General features: G+C 67.0%; 20 protein-coding genes. 10 read left to right on the forward strand and 10 right to left on the reverse strand.

Translation table 11 applies throughout. The features are described from left to right. Positions 1 to 1363: 1363 nt before the first annotated feature. Complete coding sequence (locus tag SB771_RS30340) at positions 1364 to 2488, reverse strand: MBL fold metallo-hydrolase (RefSeq protein WP_175662237.1); 1125 nt, start codon at positions 2486 to 2488, stop codon at positions 1364 to 1366. Between the two features lie 83 nt (positions 2489 to 2571). Here SB771_RS30340 and SB771_RS30345 point away from each other — a divergent pair, with 83 nt between their 5' ends. Both SB771_RS30345 and SB771_RS30350 read left to right on the forward strand, forming a co-directional pair. After that, positions 2572 to 3225 carry a TetR/AcrR family transcriptional regulator gene (locus tag SB771_RS30345; RefSeq protein ID WP_175662236.1) on the forward strand — a complete coding sequence of 218 codons (654 nt, stop codon included), beginning with the start codon at positions 2572 to 2574 and terminating at the stop codon, positions 3223 to 3225. 302 nt (positions 3226 to 3527) lie between these two features. Next, on the forward strand, positions 3528 to 4019 hold the full coding sequence (locus SB771_RS30350) for a flavodoxin family protein (RefSeq protein ID WP_011660890.1): 492 nt from the start codon (positions 3528 to 3530) through the stop codon (positions 4017 to 4019). A gap of 175 nt (positions 4020 to 4194) precedes the next feature. Here the strand turns inward: SB771_RS30350 and SB771_RS30355 are convergent, their stop codons facing one another. After that, positions 4195 to 4779: a DUF2889 domain-containing protein gene (locus tag SB771_RS30355; protein ID WP_175662235.1), complete on the reverse strand. Its 585-nt coding sequence runs from the start codon at positions 4777 to 4779 to the stop codon at positions 4195 to 4197. A 113-nt stretch (positions 4780 to 4892) separates the two neighbouring features. After that, positions 4893 to 5063 carry a hypothetical protein gene (locus tag SB771_RS30360; RefSeq protein ID WP_175662234.1) on the reverse strand — a complete coding sequence of 57 codons (171 nt, stop codon included), beginning with the start codon at positions 5061 to 5063 and terminating at the stop codon, positions 4893 to 4895. Between the two features lie 371 nt (positions 5064 to 5434). Between SB771_RS30360 and SB771_RS30365 the strand changes: the two genes are divergently transcribed. Together SB771_RS30365 and SB771_RS30370 are read left to right on the forward strand one after the other, a co-directional pair. Continuing rightward, a complete protein-coding gene (locus SB771_RS30365; RefSeq protein WP_175662271.1) occupies positions 5435 to 6139 on the forward strand; it encodes a ProQ/FinO family protein in 705 nt (234 codons plus the stop codon). A 687-nt stretch (positions 6140 to 6826) separates the two neighbouring features. Next, entirely contained in the window at positions 6827 to 7888 is a 1062-nt protein-coding gene (locus SB771_RS30370; protein WP_175662233.1) for a DMT family transporter, read from the forward strand. A 108-nt stretch (positions 7889 to 7996) separates the two neighbouring features. Here the strand turns inward: SB771_RS30370 and SB771_RS30375 are convergent, their stop codons facing one another. From SB771_RS30375 to SB771_RS30405, 7 genes are all read right to left on the reverse strand, one after another. Further along, positions 7997 to 8362 carry a bleomycin resistance protein gene (locus SB771_RS30375; RefSeq protein WP_175662270.1) on the reverse strand — a complete coding sequence of 122 codons (366 nt, stop codon included), beginning with the start codon at positions 8360 to 8362 and terminating at the stop codon, positions 7997 to 7999. A gap of 145 nt (positions 8363 to 8507) precedes the next feature. Then, positions 8508 to 8933 carry a molybdopterin-binding protein gene (locus SB771_RS30380; protein WP_175662232.1) on the reverse strand — a complete coding sequence of 142 codons (426 nt, stop codon included), beginning with the start codon at positions 8931 to 8933 and terminating at the stop codon, positions 8508 to 8510. A 179-nt stretch (positions 8934 to 9112) separates the two neighbouring features. After that, positions 9113 to 10612 carry an efflux transporter outer membrane subunit gene (locus SB771_RS30385; protein ID WP_175662231.1) on the reverse strand — a complete coding sequence of 500 codons (1500 nt, stop codon included), beginning with the start codon at positions 10610 to 10612 and terminating at the stop codon, positions 9113 to 9115. Further along, complete coding sequence (locus SB771_RS30390; protein ID WP_175662230.1) at positions 10609 to 11616, reverse strand: HlyD family secretion protein; 1008 nt, start codon at positions 11614 to 11616, stop codon at positions 10609 to 10611. Before SB771_RS30390 ends, SB771_RS30385 begins: the two co-directional genes overlap by 4 nt. 2 nt (positions 11617 to 11618) lie before the next feature. Next, complete coding sequence (locus SB771_RS30395) at positions 11619 to 11831, reverse strand: DUF1656 domain-containing protein (RefSeq protein WP_006755496.1); 213 nt, start codon at positions 11829 to 11831, stop codon at positions 11619 to 11621. A gap of 34 nt (positions 11832 to 11865) precedes the next feature. Beyond that, positions 11866 to 14016 (reverse strand): FUSC family protein, encoded by a 2151-nt coding sequence (locus tag SB771_RS30400; RefSeq protein ID WP_175662229.1) that lies wholly within the window; start codon positions 14014 to 14016, stop codon positions 11866 to 11868. Then, positions 14013 to 14492, reverse strand: coding sequence for a MarR family winged helix-turn-helix transcriptional regulator (locus SB771_RS30405; protein ID WP_006755464.1), 480 nt, complete (start codon positions 14490 to 14492; stop codon positions 14013 to 14015). The genes SB771_RS30400 and SB771_RS30405 overlap by 4 nt, the downstream gene beginning before the upstream one ends. A 411-nt stretch (positions 14493 to 14903) precedes the next feature. On the opposite strand from SB771_RS30405, the gene SB771_RS30410 reads away from it, so the two are divergent. From SB771_RS30410 to SB771_RS30435, 6 genes are all read left to right on the forward strand, one after another. After that, positions 14904 to 16316 (forward strand): PLP-dependent aminotransferase family protein, encoded by a 1413-nt coding sequence (locus SB771_RS30410; RefSeq protein WP_105830264.1) that lies wholly within the window; start codon positions 14904 to 14906, stop codon positions 16314 to 16316. A gap of 105 nt (positions 16317 to 16421) precedes the next feature. Beyond that, positions 16422 to 17393 (forward strand): hydroxyectoine utilization dehydratase EutB, encoded by a 972-nt coding sequence (gene eutB / locus SB771_RS30415; RefSeq protein ID WP_175662228.1) that lies wholly within the window; start codon positions 16422 to 16424, stop codon positions 17391 to 17393. A 1-nt stretch (position 17394) separates the two neighbouring features. Continuing rightward, positions 17395 to 18399, forward strand: a complete 1005-nt coding sequence (locus SB771_RS30420; RefSeq protein WP_175662227.1) for a cyclodeaminase — start codon at positions 17395 to 17397, stop codon at positions 18397 to 18399. 10 nt (positions 18400 to 18409) lie between these two features. Then, the gene (gene doeA / locus SB771_RS30425) at positions 18410 to 19618 is read left to right on the forward strand and encodes an ectoine hydrolase DoeA (protein ID WP_011660902.1); all 1209 of its coding nucleotides are present in this window, start codon (positions 18410 to 18412) and stop codon (positions 19616 to 19618) included. 4 nt (positions 19619 to 19622) lie between these two features. Then, a complete protein-coding gene (gene doeB / locus SB771_RS30430; RefSeq protein WP_011660903.1) occupies positions 19623 to 20648 on the forward strand; it encodes a N(2)-acetyl-L-2,4-diaminobutanoate deacetylase DoeB in 1026 nt (341 codons plus the stop codon). A gap of 13 nt (positions 20649 to 20661) precedes the next feature. After that, positions 20662 to 21132: an Lrp/AsnC family transcriptional regulator gene (locus SB771_RS30435; protein WP_175662269.1), complete on the forward strand. Its 471-nt coding sequence runs from the start codon at positions 20662 to 20664 to the stop codon at positions 21130 to 21132. The last annotated feature ends 68 nt before the right edge of the window (positions 21133 to 21200 follow it).

The following is a 21200-nucleotide window of genomic DNA, read 5'->3' on the forward strand; positions in this document are numbered from 1 at the left end:
GCGACTGCGACTGCGACTGCGACTGCGACTGCGACTGCGACTGCGACTGCGACTGCGACTGCGACTGCGACTGCGACTGCGACGGGTGAGTTGTTACGTGACAACCTTGCCACTGGCGATTGAGGACGCACGTCTTCAGCCCGAGCACGGCCCCGGTAGGGATCGCTACCGTGAAGGGAATCTAGGAGAGAGACACGAAGCGATGTTGGTCAGTTATGCCTGGTCGCTGGTCGGCGCTCGATGTAGGTGCGCGGTTGTCACGTGACAACCGGTGCGGTTCTATCCGGGAATGACGAGCGTGATAGCGGTGTGGCGCGCATGCGGTCTTGGAGGAAGCGCACTATGTGAGCCGGAGCGTACACGTCGTATTCTGTTCCGCTAGCCGGGTGGCTGGTGGCATCCTTCACCGGCGTGGGCTCTTGCGAGTGCATGCCGGCCTAGATCCTAGCGTTGATGATATGACCCCAATAAATTCGCCAGTTCAGCGTCCACGAAGCAAACAACCCCGGGGCAGGGGAGGGGCAGATATTCCCGAGCTTGTTGTATCAGCGAGTGGTCTGATGGAGGCCCGACATCGGCATCCTGTCACGTAGCCTCGCGTGACGATTCCTCTTTTGAAAGTAAATTCATATGTCCGGCGACACGAGGCGACGTGGATCCGGCACGGTCGTGAAACATTTCTGAAAAAACAGGGTGTCTTCGTAAGCCCTTGTCTGGCAATGGGTTGCGCCACTTTCTTCATGTTGTTTCACGCAAAATGCGCATCATCTGCCGGCAAAATGGGGGCGCATGAATTCCGCACGAGTGGTTGGCTGCGAGCAAGGATTGTCGGTGCGAAATCGTATCGTACGATACGTGTTTCGTGGTGAAAAACACGCATTGCAGACAAATGCAACCCGATCGACATACCGGCGACCCGATGCAGCGCGCCGAACAGTCCGGGAAGAATTCAGTCGATGTAGTTTCCTATCGATCGCCAGTTGTCACGTGACAACGAGGGTGCTGGATCGCGAACTGACGGGTGTCGGGAGAAGCCAAAGCTCGGGGCTGGCTATGTTGACTCTACAGTGCGTCCCAAGGAGGGTCGAGCGATATGTGATTCTGTAGACAACCTGAGATGATCGGCGTGTCTATTGTTGCGCGGTGGGCGAATCCGGAATCTAGAGAGTCTGCATCAGGGAGGCGAAGCGCGTCGGCATCGTCGGCCGGCCGAATAGCTCTCGGCCGACGCCGAACGTCTGCTTTTCCGGCCGACCATCGTCACCGACACGCAATTGAAGAGTCCGCCGCCACGGCTCACGCCGTAACAAAAACCCCCAACGCAGCGCAACACTCCTAGCGAGAAGCGCCCCGGCCATCAAACCTACTTCGTCGTCTCCGATGCGCACAGCTGCCACCGGCGCGGCTTGGCTGCTTGCGCCTTTTCTGCGTCATCGACGGTTCGCCACCACCGTTCACCGCGATGCGGCTCATTCAAATCGAGCCGCTCGCCCATCCTGGGCGTCGCCAACTCGACACCACGCACCATTGCCAACGCCGTGACGCGCTCGAACGGCTCCTGCCAACGATGCATCGCGAGATCGAACGTGCCGTTGTGGATCGGTAGCAGTGTGCGTCCGCGCAGGTCGATGTGCGCTTGCACGGTCTCTTCCGGCTGCATGTGCACGTAGGGCCATTGCGGGTCGTATGCTCCGGTCTCGATCAGCGTCACATCGAAGGGCCCAAGACGTTCGCCGATTGTCCGGAAACCGTCGAAGTAGCCAGTGTCGCCGCTGAAGAACACGCGCAGATCGTCGGCGACGATGACCCAGGACGCCCACAGCGTGCTGTTGCCGTCAAACAGGCTGCGCCCGGAGAAGTGCTGCGCCGGTGTTGCGGTCAGCGTCAGGCCGTCGATGTCGATGCTTTGCCACCAGTCGAGCTGGCGTACCTTCTTCGCGTCGATACCCCATTCGATCAGGCGGTCGCCGACACCCAGCGTCGTGACGAACACGCCAGTCGTGGCAGCAAGCGCGAGCACCGTGTCACGGTCGAGATGATCGTAGTGATCGTGCGACAGGATCACGCCGCGCAACGGCGGGAGATCCTCGAGTGCTATCGGCGGCGCATGGAAGCGCTTGGGGCCGACGCGCCGAAACGGCGATGCACGTTCGGCAAATACCGGATCCGTCAGCCAGAACTCACCGCGCAGCTTCAACAGCAGCGTCGAGTGCCCGAGCCGATACAGGCTGCGGTCAGGGGCCGCGTCCAGTTGCGCGCGAGTCAGCGAATCGATCGGCAGGGCACCGGTCGGAACCGTGTTGCGTGGCTTGTTGACCAGCATGTTCCATGCAATGCCGAGCGTCTTGCCGAAGCCTTCGACCGGTCGCGGCGCGACGTTGCTGAAGCGTTCGCCATTGTGCTGCGGCGACTCGCCGGACAGCGTGCGACCACGCCTGGCGGCGGCGAAACCCAGTACGCGATGAAGAAAAACGAGGGGCGAAGCCATGTCGATCCGTCCGAAAATAAAAGTACACTGAGCAGTGTAGTTTATCCCTGGGAAAAGTAAACTCAGCGGTGTAAAATTTTTGCATGCATACGAGCACTTCCCCCCAGCGCATGACTGACCGAAAGCGCGCGGCGATTCTCGCGGCGGCGATCGAGGAATTTCGCGCGGCGGGCTACGACGCGACCAGCATGGATCGCATCGCCGCGCGCGCGGACGTGTCGAAGCGCACCGTCTACAACCACTTCCCCGGCAAGGAAGCATTGTTCGCAGCGATCCTGCACCAGCTGTGGGACGCGACGCTGACCGTCGGCGCGCCGGCCTATTGCGCCGACGTGCCGCTGCGTGATCAGTTGCTCGCACTGCTGGAGCGCAAATTGCGGTTGTTGAACGACGAAGCGTTTCTCGCGCTCGCTCGCGTCGCGATCGGCGCGGCCATCCACTCGCCGGAACGCGCGCGCGACATGGTCGAACGCATGGGCGAGCGCGAAGAGGACGTGACGGTATGGATTCGTGCGGCCGCGGCGGCTGGCCGGCTGGCGGCGACCGATCCCGTATTCGCCGCACATCAGCTGCACGGGCTCGTGAAAGCGTTCGCATTCTGGCCGCAGGTGACGATGGGCCAGCCGCCGCTGGGCGCGCAGGAACAGCAGAAGGTCGCGGAAACGGCCGCCGACATGTTTCTTGCGTACTACGCGCGTCCGGATCACGGCGGTGAGTTAGGTGCAGGGCAGGGCTGAGGGTGCACCATGCGACGCGCGAAGCGCACCGGGCGCGTCGTTTTACTCGATGCGCGGTCCATCCGCCGCCTGGAAGAAATCGCCACGCAACGACGGGCGAGTGCAGGATCGGGCATACCCTGCCCGCTTGAGCCGATTAAGCCTTTTGCGCCACATGAGCCACATGAGCCACATGAGCCACATGAGCCACATGAGCCACATGAGCCACATGAGCCACATGAGCCACATGAGCCGCATGAGCCGTATAAACCGCACCGACGCGTATGGCCGACGCATATGAACCCCAACCTGAGCGAACACCGATGAAGACGCTGTTGATCGTCTATCACACGATGACCGGCGGCACGCAGCAGATGGCCGAAGCGGCCGCGGGTGCCGCGCGCGAGCAGCCCGGTGTCGACGTGAGGTTGCAGCGTGCGGATGCGACGAGCGCGGACGATGTGCTCGCCGCCGACGCCTATCTGTTCGCGACGCCGGAAAATCTCGCCGCGATGTCCGGGCTGATGAAGGATTTCTTCGATCGCTGCTACTACGCGGCGCTCGATCGCGTGAACGGTCGCCCGTATGCGGCGATGATCTGCGCGGGCAGCGACGGACAGAACGCGCTGCGCCAGATCGACCGGATCGCGACCGGATGGCGGCTCAGGAACGTGGCGCCGGGCCTGATCGTTTGCACCCATGCGCAGACGCCGGAGCGGATCCTCGCGCCGAAGACGATCGGCGCCGAGGATCTCGCGCGCTGCGCGGAGATCGGTGCGGGTCTTGCTGCGGGGCTCGCGCTCGGCGTGTTCTGATGATCGGTGATCAACCGGGTCGCAGCGGTGCCGCAGCCGCACGCAAGGACCGCAGCGACGCCTGCCGTGGTATCTCCAATCGCATCGCGTTCAAGCGAAGTGCACTGTTCGGGCGACGTGGCGGCTGCGACTCGCATCGTCGTTCGCAGCAGCGGCACTGTCGAGTATCGATGCCCTAGTCACGCTGGGTCGACACGGTCGGCTGATGGTATTCGGGCCACAGGCGCTTCACGAGATCGCGCGAAGCGCCATACGCATAGCAGCTGTCGATCTTGAGCGGCTTTCCGTTGTCGTCCCGGTAATTCAGCGACGACGGCCGCACGCCGACCATCGTCTGATAAGCCGCGGTCGCGACCGGTCCGAGAATTTCCTTCAGATGCGTGCACGTGTCGCAGGACGGCAAGCGCTTGCGGACCTCGCTGTTCCAGCCCGCGCCGATGCGCAATCCGACGAGCGCCTGCAACGTATCGCCGCCGCCCGGACACTGCGCATAAGGATGCGATCGGATGAACGTGGATACCGCGCGCACGATCATGTCGACGTCGAAGACCAGCGTCACGCCGAGGTCGTGAATCGGGGTCAGCGCCGCGACCGTGCGCGTGCCGCCGGGCGGGGTGAAATCGCGCGGCTTGCGGTCCGCGAGACAGGCCGTGACTTCGAACAGGCCGTCGCTGCGGCGATAGCCGCGCATGTCGATCTGCCGATGGTGAATCTCTTCGCGCGTAATGGCGTCGTGCGGGAGGTCGTGTCGAGGATTCATGTAATCGCTCCGTTTCGTACAACCGGGTCTCTTTGCATTCGACAACGACGTCATTGGCCGATCGGTGCGTAGCGAAACCGCCACAGGCCGCAGACGATGTCGATCCGGTCATACTACGCACTTTCCGGTGCCGCCGTACGATCGACGATCGATGCGTACGCAACTAATTGAATACCGGCAGCGATCGACGCGAACGCCGCCACGCCGCGCGGATCGTACGCGAAAGCCAGGTCTTCGAACCGCGTGAATCCGCCGGCGACGGCGTATTTGGACGTCCGTGCCATCTTTCGGCATTCCGTAGTGTGGAATGATCGACTAAAACCGAAAGTACCGAAAGCGGCACTACGTAACGCGTGTCTCGCTACCGGTCGAAAACGCCGCGATAATGCGCAACGTAGCCGCGCCGATGCATTGCGCACCCTTCGGATCCGTCAAATGCGAACCGGTGAGTCAGCCGACAGCCGCGCGTACCGGTATACTTCCACTCCTGCCTTTTGTCCGGCATCGTGGCCGGGTGCCTGAAAACAGCGGTTGTGGCGATGCGGCCCCGCAATGTTCCGCATCGGTGGCAGACAAGCCGCACGCAATGCGGCAAAACGCCGATGTGCGGAATGGCAGCACGAACCACACCTTATATTCCTGGTGGATTGAATTTATGGGTTTTGAACAACTTGCCGAATTGCGGGCGCAGCTCGCAGCCAAGGCCAAGCAGGAGCGCAATGCGAAGCGACCGGCTGCGCAACCGGATGCCGGCGCGAAGCCGAAGTCCGGCGACCGGCCTGCTCGTGGGGCCAAATCGGGTGCCGCGGCCAAAGCGCCGTCCGGTGCCAAGCCCGCTTCGGCGAAGCCGTCGACCCCGGTCGATCCGGTCATTGTCGCGATCGGCAAACTGCAGCGCCGCTTCCCGCGCGCGTTCCCGAAGAATCCGGCACCGAAAGTGCCGCTGAAGGTCGGCATCTGGGACGATCTCGCCCGCGAGGCGCAGGCCGTCGGCCTGACTGAAGCCGAACTGCGCGAGGCGATGTCCACGTGGTGCCGCGGCAATCGTTACTGGTCGTGCCTCGTCGAAGACGCGGTGCGGGTCGATCTGCAAGGTAACGAAGCCGGGCGCGTGACGCACGACGACGCGGCGCGTGCGCGCCGGCTGAAGTCGCGTCGTCCGGGCAACAAGGGCGGCGCGCAAGCGGCAAAGGGCGCACCGCAGCAGCCGAAGGCGGAAGCACAGGCCGACGCCACCGCGCCGCAGCCGGCGACCGCTGAAGCACCGGCCGACGCAGCACCGGCCAATGCAGCACCGGCCAATGCAGCACCGGCCAATGCAGCACCGCAGGCCGAGCAGCAAACGGCCGCGAGCGAGTAACGCGCCATGCGTCGCCGCGCGATCGCGCGGTGACGGTCCGCCTGCACCGCGCGTGCAGCGCATCATCTGACAGACTGGCCTGTCCCCGTTCGGGGCAGGTCGGGACTGCCTCCGCTGGCGACACCACCAGTCAGCTAGCCTCCAACCCATCAGCATCGAACTGCTAATCGAACCCGCGATGAAAGCGCGTCGGCGAACGCAGCTTGCGCAATGCATCACTCGTGTTGAACGAGCATGGCGACCGGATATCGAAACAAGGACGATGTGCATCGCGAATCCGCTTACGTCGCGCCGCAATAGTTCGTTTTCCTAAAGTAACGGCAGCGCAGAGGAAGTGCCCGATTCGCACTCACGCCCGTATGTCTCGCGTCAGAAATTACCCGGCGCGAAATGCAATCGTAGTCGCGTGACCGACGCGCGATGTCCGGACGCGCGACCACTGAAGCGGCCGCCAGCCCATCCGTTGGCGACCCGCGACACAAACGCCGATAATCTCAGCAACCGGGAACGCAGGGCCGATACACATTGCCGACCACACATGACGCACAAGTGCCTGAAAAGCTCACGCAAGCCGCCCCGCAATCCCCGAAATTGAACGGCACTGGCAAACCGTCCGCGCTGCGGCATCCCATGAAGCCTGCCAACGCCCAACACCTTACGCCCAACGCCTCACGCAAAGACCGCCTCATGAACCCGAGACATTCCGCGATTCTCGTCGCGCTCATCGCCGCCGCGCTGTTCGGCGCCGCGACGCCACTCGCCAAGGCACTGCTCGGCGCGATGTCGCCGTTCATGGTCGCGGGCCTGTTCTATCTCGGCAGCGGCATCGGTCTCGCCATCGGGATCCTGCTTCGCGGGCTGCGCAGCCGCCACGCGCCGGCCGGGAATGCCGCGCCGCTGCAACGCGCGGACCTGCCGTGGCTTGCCGGCGCGATCGCAGCCGGCGGCGTCGCGGGCCCGGCGCTGCTGATGCTCGGGCTGTCGAGCACGCCGGCCGCGACGAGTGCGCTGCTGCTCAATCTCGAAGGTGTACTGACGGCCGTCATCGCGTGGGTCGTGTTTCGCGAGAACGTGGATCTCCAGGTGTTTCTCGGCATGGTCGCAATCGTCGCCGGCGGCACGCTGCTGTCATGGGCGCCGGGGCGCGCGGGCGTGCCGGTCGGTGCGCTGCTGATCGCCGCCGCGTGCCTGTGCTGGGCGATCGACAACAACCTGACCCGCAAGGTCGCCGCGAACGATGCAATGGTCATCGCATGCGTGAAAGGCTTGGTCGCCGGGCCCGTGAATATCGGCATCGCGCTCGCGGCCGGTGCGTCGCTGCCCGCCGTTCCGGCCACGGCCGCCGCGATGCTGACCGGCCTCGGCGGCTACGGGATCAGTCTCGCGTTGTTCGTCGTCGCGCTGCGCCATCTCGGCAGTGCGCGCACGGGCGCGTATTTTTCCGTGGCGCCGCTGTTCGGCGTCGTGCTGTCGCTGCTGATCTGGCCGGCACTGCCGTCCGTCACGTTCTGGATCGCGGCCGCGTTGATGGCGCTCGGCATCTGGCTGCATGTGCGCGAACGGCACGAACACGAACATGCGCACGAGCGGCTCGCGCATACGCACCGGCATCGGCATGACGAACATCATCAGCACACGCACGACTTTCCGTACGACGGCGATGAACCGCACACCCATTCGCACGTGCATCTGCCGATCACGCACAGTCACGCGCATTTCCCGGACATTCACCATCGCCATCGACACTGACCGCGCGGCCCACGGACAAAGACACGCGACGCGCGCAACGTGTTTCGCAAGGTAACCGTTTATGGGGCGTCGTTTCGTGTCCGCCGCGCCCCTTTGACACCCAACGATTCAGTCGTCCGTCTGAATTAGCCGAATCAATGAACCGTCCAGGTCGATTAGCGCGCCGCGGGTACCGCCCCATGGCTCGCGTTTCGGCCGATGCGCACGCGGCCAGCCGGTCGTCTGCTCCGGAATGCCGGCCGCGAGCAGCTCATCGAAGAACGCGCCGACGTCGGCGAGCCGGAAACAGCAGCTGAACCAACTGGTGGCCGGATCGAGGCCGGGATGCGGAAAGAATTCCAGCAGCAGGTCGCCGCGCCTCAGGATCATCCAGGTGTCGTCGCGCCAGGTTTCGACGAAGCCGAGATTCGCGTAGAACTGCGATGTGGCTTCGAAATCGCGCGACGGCAGATTGGGAGTGGCCAAGTCGATCAAGGTTGTTCCTCCGGTGGGCGTTGAGATCGAACGATCGTGCATGCTCGGTCAAGCGCTGCGTATCGGCAACCCACGCAGGGCACCGTCGTGACGCAGGTGCGGCGAACAACGGGTCGTCATCGCAAGCGGTCAGACGATCAGCCGATCACTCGACTCCGACGATCACGCTCGACGCCTTGAAGATCGCCGACGCAGGCTTGCCGCTCGCGAGGCCGAGTCGATCGACGCTGTCGTTGGTGACGATCGCGACGATTTCCGCGCCACCCGCGGCCTGGATCACGACTTCCGAATTGACCGCGCCCTTCGCGATCGACGACACGGTGCCCGCGATGCAGTTGCGCGCCGACACCTTGCTGCTGTCGACGTCGACCATCACGATCACCGACGATGCCTTGACGAGCGCGAACGCGTTCGTGCCGGCCGCGAGACCGAGCGACGCGACGCTGCCGTGCGTGATCACGGCGACGATGTCGAGGCCGTCCTGCGTACGCAGCGTGACTTCGTCGTTGACGGCACCGGGCTTGACGGCGCTGATCTGGCCGGCGAACTGATTACGGGCACTGCTTCGCATGATGACTCTCCGGAACATGGGCCGCGCGGCGGGCGGCGAGCGAATGATGGAAACCGCGGACGAGTTTACCGGCAATGCCGGTGACGCGCGCCGTCGGCATCGACTTACCGACCATGCGAGACCACGCACGGTGATGCGCGACGGCGCGTGTCACGCACGCCGTCCCGCACAGTGCGCGATTACCTGGCCGGGGCCGACGCAGCAGCCGGCGCACTGGCCGCCGACGTCTGCTGCGACACAGCGGGCGCCGCGTCGCGTTCCCATCCTCCGCCAAGCGCGAGGAACAGCTTCACCTGGTCGGCGGCGACTTGTCCTTCGGCCGCGGCGACCTGCGCGCGCACACTCGTGAGCGTGCGCGTTGCATCGAGATCGGAGATGAACGATTCGCGGCCGGCTGCATAGAGCCGGTGCGTTTCGTCAGCGGAATTGCGCGCCGATTCGTAGGCCGTGCGCAGCGCATCGGTGCGCTGCACGTCGGCCGCGTAGGTCGCGAGACTCGACTGCGTTTCGCGCAGCGCGTTCAGCACGACGCCGTCGAAGTGCGCGAGTGCGCCGCCGGTCGCGGCTTCGGCTTCGCGCACGCGCGCGCGCTGGCCGTTGACCGGGAACGACCAGCTGATCAGTGGTCCGAACGACCAGCGATTCGTGGTGGACGAGAACAGGTCGGCGGCGACGCCGACCGAGCCGGCCGACGCGCCGATGCTGATCGACGGATACAGCGCGGCGGTCGCGACGCCGATCCGTGCGGTTGCGGCGGCGAGCTGGCGCTCGGCTTCGCGAACGTCGGGGCGGCGTCGCAGCAGCGCGGCGCCGTCGCCGATCGGAATCGGCTGGCGCAGCTTCGGCAGGCGCTCGCATTCGGCGACTGCCTTCGGCAGGTCGGCCGGCGAGCGGGCGAGCAGCGCGGCGAGCTGGTATTGCGCGATCTTGCGGCGACCTTCGAAACGCGGGATGTCGGCGGACAGCGTGCGCACCTGCGTGACGCCGCGCGTCACGTCGGTCTGGTTGCCGCGCCCGGCATCGCGCAGCCGCTGCGACAGCTTCACGCGCTGCTGCTGCAGCGCGAGCGACTGCTTCGCGATCGCGAGCTCGTCGCCGGCGGAGCACGATTCGACGTACGCACGCACGACGTCCGCGACGACCGTGATGCGCGCGAGGTCGGCGGCCGCCTGCACGGCTTCGCTGTCCGCGCGCGCGGCCTCGACGCCGCGCCGCAGCTTGCCGAACAGATCGAGTTCATACGACACGCTGATGCCGACCGTGCCTTCGTTGACGACCGGCAGCTTGTTCTCGAGCAGATACTGCTCGGCTGATTCCTGTGCGCGCTGCACGGCTGCTTCCGCGCTGCCGGAGAAGCCGCCCTGTTCGTTCGCGACTTCCAGCGCCGCGCGCGAACGCGCGAGGTTGGCCGCGGCGACGCGCAGGTCGGTGTTCGATTTCAGCGCGCTGCGCACGAGCGCGTCGAGCACGGGATCGTCGTACAGCTGCCACCAGTTGCCGGGCACGGCGTTGCGCGAGACGAGCGCGCCGTTCGCGTCGTCGAGCGCATGGTTCGCGAGCGGCGCATTCACGTACGCCTGCTGCGGCAGCGTGTAATCGGGGCCGACGGACTTGCACGCGCCGAGTGCGAGCGCGAGCGGCGCGAGTGCCGCCGCGAGGCGCAGGCCGTGCCGCTTCATTGCGATGCTCCCGTCGCGCTCGCGGCCGCCGGTGCGGACGCCGCGGGCGCCGAAGCGGGCGACGAAGCGGGCGACGAAGCGGGCGGCACGGTTGCCGCGGAAGCGCCGGCAGCCGGCTTCGTCTTGTCGTCGCGGCGCGTGTCGGTGCGCACCGCGACGGTCGCGGTGCGGCCGGCGATCATCCGGAAGTCGTCGGGCACCTCGTCGAGCACGACACGCACCGGCACGCGCTGCGCGAGCCGCACCCAGCTGAATGCCGGGTTCACGTTCGGCAGCAGATTCGCGCCCTGCGTGCGGTCGCGATCCTCGATCGCGGCGACGATGCTCTGCACGTGGCCGCGCAGCGGATGCGGCTCGCCCATCACGACGATGTCGACCGGCTGGCCGATGTGGATGCCGCGCAGCTTGGTTTCCTCGAAGTAGCCGTCGACGCGGAACGAATTGCGGTCGACGACCGACAGCACCGCGCGGCCGGCCGGCACGTATTCGCCAACGCGCGGCGCGCGGTCGTTCAGGTAGCCGTCGACGGGGCTCACGATCGTCGTGCGCTGCAGGTTGAGCTTCGCGGTGTCGAGCGACACCTGCGCATCGGCGACGGCGGCTTCGCCCTGTTCGACGCGCGTGCGGCTTTCCTCGACCTGTTCGCTGGCGACCAGGTTGCCGAGCTGCAGGTTGCGTGCATACTCGCGCTTCGCCTGAGCGAGCGTCGCGCGGCGCTGCGCGAGCGTCGCTTCGGCCAGCCGTTCCGTGAGCGCGTAGCGCGCCTGGTCGATCACGAACAGCACCTGGCCGCGCGTGACCTCCTGGTTGTCGGCGACCTGCACCGCGGTGATGAGCCCCGACACGTCGGGCGCGACCTGGATCACGTCGGCGCGCACGTGCCCGTCGCGTGTCCACGGCGAGAACATGTAGTAGTTGATGATCCGCCACAGCACGAGGGCGGCCACGACGACGACGATCAGGGTGAGCAGGATCTGCCCTGCCGAGAGCCAGGTTTTTTTCACGGTTAGCTAGCCACGAGATGGTGAGACACGATGACGACGGCGGCAAACACGAACACGTAGATGCCGAGGTCGAAGATCGAACGGTGCCAGACGAGGCGGTAAAAGCCGACGCGCTCGAGCAGCGCGCGCACGACGATGTTGATCAGGTACGCGATCAGCATCAGCACGAGCGGAGCCGGCACGAATACGCCGAAGATGTCGATTTCGCCGATCATGGTCGCGGTCGGAAAGACAGGTTGGAAAGCGGGATCATGCGCGTGCTCCGTCCGGTGCCGCTTCCGGCGGCTGAGCGGACGCGGCCGGGTACAGCGACAGCCGTAGGCCGACGAGCGCGTGCAGCGTGTCGCGCAGCCGGCGGTGCGTCGCGGGCGTGGCGGGGGCCGCTGGTGCCGCGGGTGTCGTGCCGTCGTCCGCCGGTACCGCCGGCGCGCTCGGCAGGTTACGGCCGGCCACGCGCTGCAACGCATCGTCGATCGACGCGAGCAGTGCCGGCGGCGCCGGCTGGCGCGCGTTCGCGGCCGCGCAGCGCGTGTAGTGATCGGTGACGCCGGCCAGCACGCGGTCGATCGCGTCCGGCACGTCGCCCGACAGCTTGCGACGCGAGCGGCGCAGGTCGAGCGCGTTCAGCGCGATGCGCAGGTCGCGGAAGCTCTCGATCGACGGATGACGGTGGTCGTCGGACGCGCCGAGGCGCGGCAGCAGTTGCGTGACGCGATCGAGCATGCGCGACGCATGGTTGCGCTGGTCGTCGAGCGGCTGCGTCGACGCGGAGCGCGCGACGTCCTCCCACCCCGAGCGCAGCAGTCGCCGAACCGCGAGTTCCGCACCGAACGGCCGCGTCGCGCGCGTCCAGACGTACGCGAACAGCAGCCCGGCGACGCCCGAGAGATTACTGTTCAGGAACACGAAGAAGTCGGCTTCGTATGCGCTCTGAATGCTGATGAAGGTCGCGGTGTTCACCGCGACGAGCATCGTCACCATGTTGAACTGCGGGCGCGGCAGCAGCGTGCCGATCAGGATGAACGGGCCGGCGAACATCAGCACGAGCATCGCGAAGTCGTGCACGTGCGGCAGCACGGCGAAGAGGTACAGGCCCGCGAACACGACGCTCGCGGTGGTGGCCAGGAAGAACTTGAACACCAGCGGCGCGGGCTCGTCGAGTGCCGCGAAGAAGCTGCATGCAACGGCGACCAGCGTGACGGCGCCGGCGCCGTCGTGCCAGCCGGACTGGATCCACAGCCAGCACGCGAACACGATCGCGCCGGCCACGGTCAGCGTCGAGAACAGCATCATCCCGCGATCGAAGAAGCGCTCGGTGCCGCCGAGCCGCCAGTGCCGGTAACGCGGCTGCCAGACACCCGACTCGTTCGCGATCAGCGCGCGCAGCGAGCGGCAGTCCTGCCAGATGTCGATGACCTGGCGCAACCGCCACAGCGCGTTCGACAGCAGCGCGCCGTCCCAGCTCGTCAGCGCGCTGTCGGGCGGCTGCAGCGCCGCGACGCGCGCGCGCAGGTCGTCCGCGACCGGGTCGTCGGCCATCGCGCCGTCGGTGCCGTCCCTCAAGGCCGGCAGCGGCGCGTCGAACCACTTCGCGGCGTCGGCGAGCAGCGCGTCGAGCGCGGGAGGGCGCACGTGCAGGTCGCGCATCAGCGCGATCAGCGGATCGGCGAGCGACGACATCAGCGGCAGGAACAGTTGCATCCGGCCCGCGAGCGCCTGCGTGCGGGCGAGCACGCGCGGGTGCGCGTGGTCGTAGCTCAACTGGCTCAGCAGGAATTCGAGGCCGGTGATGGTCGCGGCAAGGCGCTGCCGGCACGCGGACAGCGCCTTGCCGGCGAGGTGCCCGGACAGCGTCTCGCGGCCGTAGAACGCGGCGTCCTTGAACCACGCGTCGGTGCGCTCGATCAGCGTCGGCGCGAGCCGGTTCGGGAACACGGCGCTGCCGACCACGCTCGCGCACACGATGCCGAGCACGATTTCCTCGGTGCGCGCGATCGCGACGTCGAAGACCGTCGACGGATCGGTCACGGTGGGCAGCGCGACCAGCGGCATCGTGTAGCCGGCGAGCATGAACACGTAGCTGCGCGCGGTGCGGTCGGAGATCGCGAGGTAGAGCAGCGTGCCGCACCACGTCGCGACGATGATGCTGAACAGGAGCGGCGTCTCGACGAACGGCGGCACGAACAGGATCGCGGCGGCCGCGCCGAGCGCGGTGCCGAGCGCGCGATACAGCGCCTTCGAGCGCGTCGCGCCGACGAACGGGTTCGACACGATGTAGACGCTCGCCATCGCCCAGTACGGACGCGGCAACTGGAAATACAGGCCGAGATACAGCGCCAGCATCGACGCGGCGAACGTCTTGCCCGAGAACAGCCAGTCGCGAAGGCTCGGATAAGTCATGACGCGGAATCGGCGGGATGGGACGGACGTGACGCCGGGTGCTGCGCATCGGCCGCGCCGAATGCGTTCAGGACGCGCAGCGTCGCTTCGAGATCGGCGCGCGTGACGCCCTTGAGCACCTGCGCACGCAGCACGCGAAGGTCTTCTTCCATCTTCGCGGTGACCGCGCGGCCGGCGGCCGTCAGCGAAATCGTCTTCGCGCGGCGGTCGTGCGGATCCTCGTCGCGGCGCGCGAGGCCGGCCGCGCACAGCTGGTCGAGCAGGCGCACGAGCGACGGCCCTTCGATGCCGACGTGCTCGGCGAGCGTGCCCTGGCGCACGCCTTCGCCGAGACGGCCGGCGATCAGCAGCGGCGTCGCGCAGGCTTCGGACACGTTGTACGCGGTCAGCACGGCGTCGCTCGTGCGGCGCCACTTGCGCGCGGTGAGCACCAGCAGGCTGCTGACGGCGAGGCGTAGATCGTGCAGATTGGTCATGCGCGAGATGATAGAGGCAAAAACATTCGATAGCAAACTATCGGTTTTGTCACCGGGATGTCATTGCCGCAGGCCGCGGCGCCAGCGTGCAACGAGTAATTCAGGCAGCGGATCCGGGGCTGGCCGTGCTGTAAACCTGTGAATTCGCGGTGGATCGAATCAGACCATGCCGGGCGGACTGCGGCGGTCGAGATCGCCACGCTGGGGGCGCACGATTCGTGCGCCGTGTCGGCGCGTTATAAGCACGACGCGCGGACGCGCACCCTGGACAGCCGCACACCGGTCCCGCCGAATGAATGTAGCGCATCATGCGTTCCTGACCGTCCTGCTTGTACACGCGATTGCACTAGGACAATAATTTTCGGGTGTCTTTCTGAGCGACCATGCGAAAGCAACGACGGAGACATCGAGATGGGACGGACCGAGGTATCGGCGCGCTGGCACGACGCGATCGGCGCGGTGCACGGCATCGAGTCGAAATACAAGCGGCTCGTGAAGGCGATCGCCACCGACATCGAAAGCGGCGCGCTCGCACCGGGCGCGCGGCTCGCGCCGCAGCGCGACGTGGCGTCGAGCCTCGGCGTCAGCGTGCAGACCGTCACCAATGCCTACAAGGAACTCGAAAGGCAGGGCCTGATCCGCTGCGAAGTCGGGCGCGGCAGCTTCGTGGCCGCCCGCGTGACCGAATCGATGTCGAACTACATCCTCGATACGGCCGAGCGCGAGCTGGTCGACTTCTCGATCGCGCGCATCGTGCATACGCCGGAGCACGATGCCGCGTGGCGGGGCGTCTGCGCGGCGATGGCCGACACCGACGACCAGCCGTGGATCCGCTCGTTCCGGCCGATCGCGGGCCTCGACGCGCATCGCGAGGCCGGCGCCGCGTGGCTCGGGTCGCTGAACCTGCCGGTCCATCCCGAATCGCTGCTGATCACGAACGGCGCGGCGCACGGCATCTTTCTCGCGCTCGCGTCGATCGTCGGGCCGGGCGACACCGTGCTGTGCGAGAGCCTGACCGACCACGGCGTGATCGGCTCGGCGAACGTGCTCGGGTTTACGCTGAAAGGGCTCGAGATGGACGAACATGGGATCCGTCCCGAACATTTCGAGGAAATGTGCGACGGCGAGCGAATCAGCGCGCTCGTCTGCACGCCGACCCTCAATAACCCGACGGTGTCGATGATGTCCGATTCGCGCCGCAAGTCGATCGCGCGCATCGCGTCGCGCTACGGCGTGTACGTGATCGAGGACGACGTGTACGGCCCGCTCCCCGCGAAGACGGCGACGCCGATCGCGAGCCTGATTCCGGAGCTGGGCTTCTACTGCACGAGCATGACGAAATCCGTGCTGACCGGTTTGCGCACCGGTTATCTCGCGATGCCGCGGCGGCTCGCGCTGCGCGTCGAGAGCGTGCTGCGCGTGAGCAGCTGGATGGCGACGTCGCCGATCGCGGAGATCGCGACGCGCTGGATCGCCGACGGCACCGCGCGCAGGCTCGTGGAGCTACAGCGCCAGCGGCTCGCGGCGCGTCAGGAGATGGTGAAGGCCGCGCTTGGATCTTATGTGCTGGGTGCGCATCCGAATGCATTGTCAGCGTGGCTGCGCGTGCCCGACTACTGGCAGGCCGACCGGCTCGTGCGCGAATTGCGTACCCGCAAGATCGCGGTGACGTCGCCCGACCCGTTCCTCGTCGGCGGCACGGAGCGGCCGAACGCGGTGCGCGTGTGCATCGGCGCGGAGACGACGGATGCCGCATGCAACGCCGCGCTCCAGACCATCGCGGGCGTGTTCGAGCAGTATCCGCACGTGCACGATTTTCACTGAAGCGCGGCACGCGTCGTGCCAGCGACGCACAATGTACCAGGACATTCGAAAGCGCAATTTGGAACATTAGACTGGATCGCACCACATCAATGAGGCGCGCGATCCATGTCCTTCCTGTCGCTGTCCGACGTCTACCGCGCGCGCCGACGCATCGCCGGGCATGCGTGCGTCACGCCGCTCGTCACGTCTACCGGGCTGTCCGCGCGGGCCGGCGCACCCGTCCATCTGAAACTCGAAACGTTGCAGCCGACCGGCAGCTTCAAGCTGCGCGGCGCGGTCAACGCGCTCGCTGAACTCGCGTCGCAGGGTGTGACGCGCGTCGTCACCGCATCGACCGGCAATCACGGCCGTGCGGTTGCGCATGCCGCGCGTGCGTTCGGGATCGAGGCCGCGGTCTGCATGTCGTCGCTCGTGCCGACCAACAAGGTGGACGCGGTCGCCGCGCTCGGCGCGCGGGTCGTGATCGCGGGCGACAGCCAGGACGATGCGCAGGCCGACGCGCGGCGCCTCGTGCGCGACGAAGGCTATGCGTACGTGCCGCCGTTCGACGATCCGCGAATCATCGCCGGGCAGGCGACGATCGGCGTCGAGATTCTCGAAGCGTTGCCTGATGCGGCGACGCTCGTCGTGCCGCTGTCCGGCGGCGGGCTGTTCAGCGGCGTCGCGTTCGCCGCGAAGGCGATCCGGCCGGCGATCGAGGTGATCGGCGTGTCGATGACGCGCGGCGCCGCGATGCACGCGAGCCTCGCGGCCGGGCGCCCGGTCGACGTCGACGAACAGCCGACGCTCGCCGATTCGCTCGGCGGCGGCATCGGCCTCGACAACCGCTACACGTTCGACATGACGCGCGCGCTGGCCGACGGCGTCGTGCTGCTCGACGAGCCGGCGATCGCGCGCGGCATCGCGCATGCGTATCGCGAAGAGCGTCTCGTCGTGGAAGGCGCGGGCGCGGTCGGCATCGCCGCGTTGCTGGACGAACGGATCGCGCGCCGCGAGCGCGGCGGCCCGATCGTCGTGGTCGTCAGCGGCGCGAACATCGACATGGACGTGCATCGCCGGCTCGTTTCGGAGAACTGACATGACCCATCCCGTCACGCTGCTCGGGCAAGCGCAATTGCGCGCGCTGGTCCCGCTCGATCTGGCCGCGATCGACCAGGTCGAGGCCGCGTTCGTGTCGCTCGCCACCGATGCGGTCGCGATGCCGCCGATCCTCAATCTCGCGCTGCCGGCGCGGCACGGCGAAGTCGACGTGAAGACCGCCTACCTGCCGCGCTTCGACAGCTTCGCGATCAAGGTCAGCCCCGGCTTCTTCGACAATCCGTCGCTCGGGCTGCCGAGCCTGAACGGGCTGATGCTCGTGCTGTCCGCGCGCACCGGCCTGACCGAGGCCGTGCTGCTCGACAACGGCTACCTGACGGCCGTGCGCACCGCGGCGGCCGGCGCGGTGGCCGCACGCCGGCTCGCGCGTGCCGATGCGCGCCGCGCGGCGATCGTCGGCGCGGGCGAACAGGCGCGACTGCAACTCGACGCGCTGATGCTCGTGCGCGACATCACGCACGTGACGGTCTGGGCGCGCGACGCCGGGCGTGCCGCACGGTTCGCGGCCGACGTGCGCGCCGCGCACGGGATCGACGCGATCGTCGCGCGATCGGTGCATGCGGCGCTCGCCGACGCGGACATCGCGGTGACGACGACGCCGAGTCGCGAGCCGCTCGTGCACGCGGAGGATCTGCATCCGGGGCTGCACGTGACCGCGATGGGTTCCGACGCCGACTACAAGACCGAGCTCGCGCCGTCGGTGTTCGGCGCGGCGCGCTACTTCTGCGACCGGCTGCAGCAGACCCGCGTGGCCGGCGAACTCGCGCACGCGATCGCCGCCGGTGCGGTCGCGGCCGACGCGGTGTTTCCCGAACTCGGCGAAGTGATCGCCGGGCAGCGCGACGGCCGCACGCATCGCGACGACATCACGATCTGCGACCTGACCGGCACCGGCGCGCAGGACACCGCCATCGCCGTGCTCGCGCTGCAGCGCGCCCGCGCGGCGGAGGTGGGCACGATTTTCCACAACGACCTCACGACCTGAGAGGAGACAGATGTCCGCAGTCATCGAAACCCACCAAGCCGTGCCGCGCCTCGCGTTCGAGCGCAGCGAATACGCTGCGCGCATCGCGAAGACGCGCACGGCGATGCAGCGGGCCGGCATCGACCTGTTGATCGTCACCGACCCGACCAACATGGGCTGGCTCACCGGCTATGACGGCTGGTCGTTCTACGTACACCAGTGCGTGCTGCTGCCGATGGACGGCGAGCCGGTCTGGTACGGCCGCGGCCAGGACGCGAATGGCGCGAAGCGCACCGTGTTCATGGCGCACGAGAACATCGTCGGCTACCCGGATCACTATGTGCAGTCGACGGCCCGTCATCCGATGGACTACCTGTCGACCGACGTGATTGCCGCACGCGGCTGGAGCACGCTGCGCATCGGCGTCGAGCTCGACAACTATTACTTCAGCGCGGCCGCGTATGCGTCGCTGCAGAAGCATCTGCCGGCCGCGCGCTGGGTCGACGCGACCGCGCTCGTGAACTGGCAGCGCGCGGTGAAGTCGCCGCGCGAGATCGAGTACATGCGCGTTGCCGCACGGATCGTCGAGCGCATGCATGCGCACATCGTCGACACGATCGAGCCCGGCATGAAGAAGAGCGATCTCGTCGCGCAGATCTATGCGACCGGGATCGGTGGCGCGGACGGCTTTGGCGGCGACTATCCGGCGATCGTCCCGCTGCTGCCGACCGGCGCCGATGCGGCCGCGCCGCACCTGACGTGGGACGACACGACGTTCGCGCGCGGCGCGGGCACGTTCTTCGAGATCGCGGGCTGCTACCGCCGCTATCACTGCCCGCTGTCGCGCACCGTCTATCTCGGCAAGCCGCCCGCGCACTTCATCGAAGGCGAGCGCGCGGTGGTCGAAGGCATCGAGGCGGGGCTCGCGGCCGCGAAGCCCGGCAACGTGTGCGAGGACATCGCGAACGCGTTCTTCGCGGTGCTGCGCCGCGCGGGCATCGAGAAGGACAGCCGCTGCGGCTACCCGATCGGCGCGAGCTATCCGCCGGACTGGGGCGAGCGCACGATGAGCCTGCGCCCGGGCGACCGCACGGTGCTCGAACCCGGCATGACGTTCCATTTCATGCCGGGGTTGTGGCTCGACGACTGGGGTCTGGAGATCACCGAAAGCATCCTGATCACCGACACCGGCGTCGAGACGTTCTGCAACACGCCGCGCAAGCTGTTCGTGAAGGAGTAGGGCGATGCGGGCTTCTCCGATCACGCCGACCGTCGACTTCGACGCGGACGGCGAACAACATGGCTTTCTGAAGCTGCCTTACTCGCGCGACGATTCCGCGTGGGGGGCGATCATGATTCCGGTGACCGTCGTGAAGCGCGGCGACGGGCCGACGGTGTTGCTGACCGGCGGCAATCACGGCGACGAATACGAAGGGCCGGTCGCGCTGTCGAAGCTCGCCGGATCGCTGAAGGCGGCCGACGTGACCGGCCGCGTGATCGTCGTGCCGTTCATGAACTACCCGGCATTTCGCGCCGGGTGCCGTACGTCGCCGATCGATTCGGGCAACCTGAACCGCAGTTTTCCGGGGCGGCCGGACGGCACCGTCACCGAGAAGATCGCCGATTACTTCCAGCGTCATCTGCTGCCGCTCGCGACGCACGTGCTCGACATCCATGCGGGCGGCCGCACGCTCGACTTCGTGCCGTTCGCGGCGATCCACGTGCTGGACGATCGCGACCAGCAGGCACGCTGCGATCGCGCGATGCGCGCATTCGGCGCGCCGTACTCGATGCGGATGCTGGAGCTCGACAGCGTGGGACTCTTCGACAGCGCGGCCGAGGCGGCCGGCAAGGTGTTCGTGTCGACCGAGCTGGGCGGCGGCGGATCGTCGACGGCGGCGAGCGTCGCGATCGCGGAGCGCGGCGTGCGCGGGTTTCTCGCGCATGCGGGCGTGATCGCGAAGGGCGACGGCGCACGCGCCGCACCGCGCACGACCACGCTGCTCGACATGCCGGACGGCTCGTGCTTCACGACCAGCGAGCATCGCGGGCTGCTGGAGATGTGCCGCGACCTCGGCAGCGAGGTCGATGCGGGCGACGTGCTCGCACGCGTGCACGACATCGACCGCACGGGCGTCGCGCCGGTCGAATACGTCGCGCGCCGGCGCGGCCTGCTCGCCGCCCGGCACTTCCCGGGCATCGTGCAGGCCGGCGACACGATCGCGGTGGTCGCCGACATCGTCGAGCGCAACATTCCGGTGGCCGCATAGGGGTGTGCACGACGTGATCAAGCTCGACCGATACGACCTGGCGATCCTGCGCATCCTCGAACGCGACGGACGCATCACGAAGTCGAAGCTCGCGGAGGCCGTGAACCTGTCGATCTCGCCGGCGTGGGAGCGCGTGCGCAAGCTCGAGGAAAGCGGCGTGATCCGCGGCTATCGCGCGGACGTCGACTGGATCGGTGTGTTCTCGGGCAGTCGCATCGTCGTCGAGGTGACGCTGTCGCGTCATACCGCGCCCGACATGCGGCGTTTCGAGGATCGCGTGAGCGCGGCGCCCGAGGTCGCGCAGTGTTTCGCGACAGGTGGCGGCGTCGACTACGTGCTGCATGTGTTCGCGCGGGACATCGACCACTACCAGCGCTTCATCGATGCGTTGCTGATGGACGACCTCGGCATCGAACGCTACTTCACGTACATCGTGACGAAGGTCGTGAAGTGCGAATCCGGCGGCGCGCCGGACTGGCACTGAAACTTCGCGCGAACGCGCGGCAATACGGAAAAAACCGCAGGAAACGGGCGCCGAAACCGAAATTTCCG

It is taken from the genome of Burkholderia sp. SIMBA_051 (assembly GCF_046534915.1).
In the GTDB taxonomy this organism is placed as follows: domain Bacteria; phylum Pseudomonadota; class Gammaproteobacteria; order Burkholderiales; family Burkholderiaceae; genus Burkholderia; species Burkholderia ambifaria.

Coding starts and splice junctions, on each gene's coding strand:
- SB771_RS30385 (WP_175662231.1), bottom strand. CDS start 10,612: ATGAAGCGGCACGGCCTGCGCCTCGCGGCGGCACTCGCGCCGCTCGCG.
- doeA (WP_011660902.1), top strand. CDS start 18,410: ATGTCCGCAGTCATCGAAACCCACCAAGCCGTGCCGCGCCTCGCGTTC.
- SB771_RS30350 (WP_011660890.1), top strand. CDS start 3,528: ATGAAGACGCTGTTGATCGTCTATCACACGATGACCGGCGGCACGCAG.
- SB771_RS30395 (WP_006755496.1), bottom strand. CDS start 11,831: ATGATCGGCGAAATCGACATCTTCGGCGTATTCGTGCCGGCTCCGCTC.
- SB771_RS30400 (WP_175662229.1), bottom strand. CDS start 14,016: ATGACTTATCCGAGCCTTCGCGACTGGCTGTTCTCGGGCAAGACGTTC.
- SB771_RS30360 (WP_175662234.1), bottom strand. CDS start 5,063: ATGGCACGGACGTCCAAATACGCCGTCGCCGGCGGATTCACGCGGTTC.
- SB771_RS30355 (WP_175662235.1), bottom strand. CDS start 4,779: ATGAATCCTCGACACGACCTCCCGCACGACGCCATTACGCGCGAAGAG.
- SB771_RS30340 (WP_175662237.1), bottom strand. CDS start 2,488: ATGGCTTCGCCCCTCGTTTTTCTTCATCGCGTACTGGGTTTCGCCGCC.
- SB771_RS30380 (WP_175662232.1), bottom strand. CDS start 8,933: ATGCGAAGCAGTGCCCGTAATCAGTTCGCCGGCCAGATCAGCGCCGTC.
- SB771_RS30370 (WP_175662233.1), top strand. CDS start 6,827: ATGAACCCGAGACATTCCGCGATTCTCGTCGCGCTCATCGCCGCCGCG.
- doeB (WP_011660903.1), top strand. CDS start 19,623: ATGCGGGCTTCTCCGATCACGCCGACCGTCGACTTCGACGCGGACGGC.
- SB771_RS30405 (WP_006755464.1), bottom strand. CDS start 14,492: ATGACCAATCTGCACGATCTACGCCTCGCCGTCAGCAGCCTGCTGGTG.
- SB771_RS30420 (WP_175662227.1), top strand. CDS start 17,395: ATGACCCATCCCGTCACGCTGCTCGGGCAAGCGCAATTGCGCGCGCTG.
- SB771_RS30410 (WP_105830264.1), top strand. CDS start 14,904: ATGGGACGGACCGAGGTATCGGCGCGCTGGCACGACGCGATCGGCGCG.
- SB771_RS30365 (WP_175662271.1), top strand. CDS start 5,435: ATGGGTTTTGAACAACTTGCCGAATTGCGGGCGCAGCTCGCAGCCAAG.
- SB771_RS30345 (WP_175662236.1), top strand. CDS start 2,572: ATGCATACGAGCACTTCCCCCCAGCGCATGACTGACCGAAAGCGCGCG.
- eutB (WP_175662228.1), top strand. CDS start 16,422: ATGTCCTTCCTGTCGCTGTCCGACGTCTACCGCGCGCGCCGACGCATC.